This is a genomic window from Paraburkholderia sp. AV2, assembly GCF_054968425.1.
In genome coordinates this window covers 1-1,619 of record NZ_JBANLK010000096.1, presented here as the reverse complement: position 1 = coordinate 1,619, position 1,619 = coordinate 1, and the positions used below count along the sequence as shown (strand labels likewise).

Annotated in this window: 2 protein-coding genes; both read left to right on the top strand. The window is 70.8% G+C overall.

Going from position 1 to position 1,619, the window contains the following annotated elements:
• The coding region (locus V8683_RS31040) for a hydantoinase B/oxoprolinase family protein (protein WP_462880739.1) at positions 1-454 on the top strand (454 nt) is incomplete at its 5' end.
• A 14-nt stretch (positions 455-468) separates the two neighbouring features.
• On the top strand, positions 469-1,619 hold a 1,151-nt coding region (locus V8683_RS31035; protein ID WP_462880738.1), incomplete at its 3' end, for a CaiB/BaiF CoA transferase family protein.

Below are 1,619 nucleotides of genomic sequence, written 5' to 3'. Positions count from 1 at the left end.
GCTCGTCGAGGAGTGGTCGCTCGTCACCGACAGCGGCGGCGCAGGACGGCGACGGGACGGCCTGACCTCTCGCCGCGTGTACCGCATCGAATATGACGAAGCGACCTTCACCGTATCGGGCGAACGTGGCCGCTCGGCGCCCGAAGGCCAGTTGGGCGGACTGCCGGGCTCACGCTTTCTGTGCAGCGTGCGCCGTGCTGACGGCAGCGAGCAGAGCGTCGCCGCCAAGGGCGGCCAGACCGTCGTGTATCGCGGCGACCGGGTCGTCGTGCAGCCGGCCGGCAGCGGCGGCTATGGCGATCCGCGCAAGCGCGAGCCGGAGCGGGTGGCGGCGGACGTCGTCGACGGCTACGTCAGCGAGGATGCCGCGCGACGCCTGTACGGTCACGGCGCGCACGAGGTCGCCGGGCACGAAGCGCCCGCCGATGCTGCTATCGCGCTGGCAGCCGAATGAACGGAAACGAACCGATGACGAACCCTCTACCGCTCGATGGCGTGTGCGTCGTCGAGATCGGCCACAGTCTGGCGGCACCCTATGCCGGCATGATCCTGGGATCGCTCGGCGCCGACGTGATCAAGATCGAGAGCACCGGCGGCGGCGACTATGCGCGCGACTGGGGGCCCCCCTTCATCGACGGCGCTGCTGCGCTGTTCCATGCAGTCAATCACGGCAAGTCGAGCATCGCGATGTCGTTGTCGAATCCCGAGGAGGCGGCGCTGCTGCGCGAGCTGATAGAGCGACGGGCCGACGTCGTGCTGCAGAACCTGAAGGCGGGTGGCGTCGACAAATACGGACTCGGCGCGCAACGGATGCGCGAGTTGAAGCCGTCGCTCGTCTATTGCGATCTCGGCGCATTCGGCACAAGCGGCCCGTGGCGAGAGAAGCCGGGCTACGATCCGCTCGCCCAGGCGCTGGCCGGACTGATGAGTTTCCTCGGCACCCCGGGCGAGCCTTTGAGCCGCATTCCGGTCTCGGTGAACGACATGGGTACCGGGCTGTGGGCTGCGATCGGCGTACTGGCCGCGCTGTTCAGGCGGCAGGCGACCGGCGTCGGCGAAACCGTGTCCGTGTCGCTCTACGAAACCGCGCTGAGCTGGGCCGGCATGCAGATCGCCGACTATCTCGCGTCCGGCGAGCTGCCCGGCCGCTGGGGCTCGGGGACCGCCGCGATCGTGCCGCATCAGGCGTTCGCCTGCGCGGACAGCACGATCATGGTGGCCGCGGGCAACGACCGGCTGTTCCGGCGCCTGTGCGAGGTCCTCGAATTGCGCGCGCTTGCGGACGACCCCCGCTTCGCGACCAACGGCGCGCGCGTGGCAAATCGCGTCGCGCTGATCGAACGGCTGCAGGATGCGTTCGGACAACGCGACAGCGCAAGCTGGCTCGCCGTGCTGGATCAGGCCGGCATCCCGTGCGGACCGATCCAGACCATCGATCAGGTGGTCGCGCACCCGCAAACCCAGGCGCTCGACATCCTGCGCACGACGGAAGACCACGCCGCCAGCTTCGTCGGCCTGCCGGTGTCGTTCGGCGGGGGGGGGGGGGGGGGGGGGGGGGGGGGGGCCCCCCGCCCCCCCCCCCCCCCCCCCCCCCCCCCCCCCCCCCCCCCCCCCCCCCC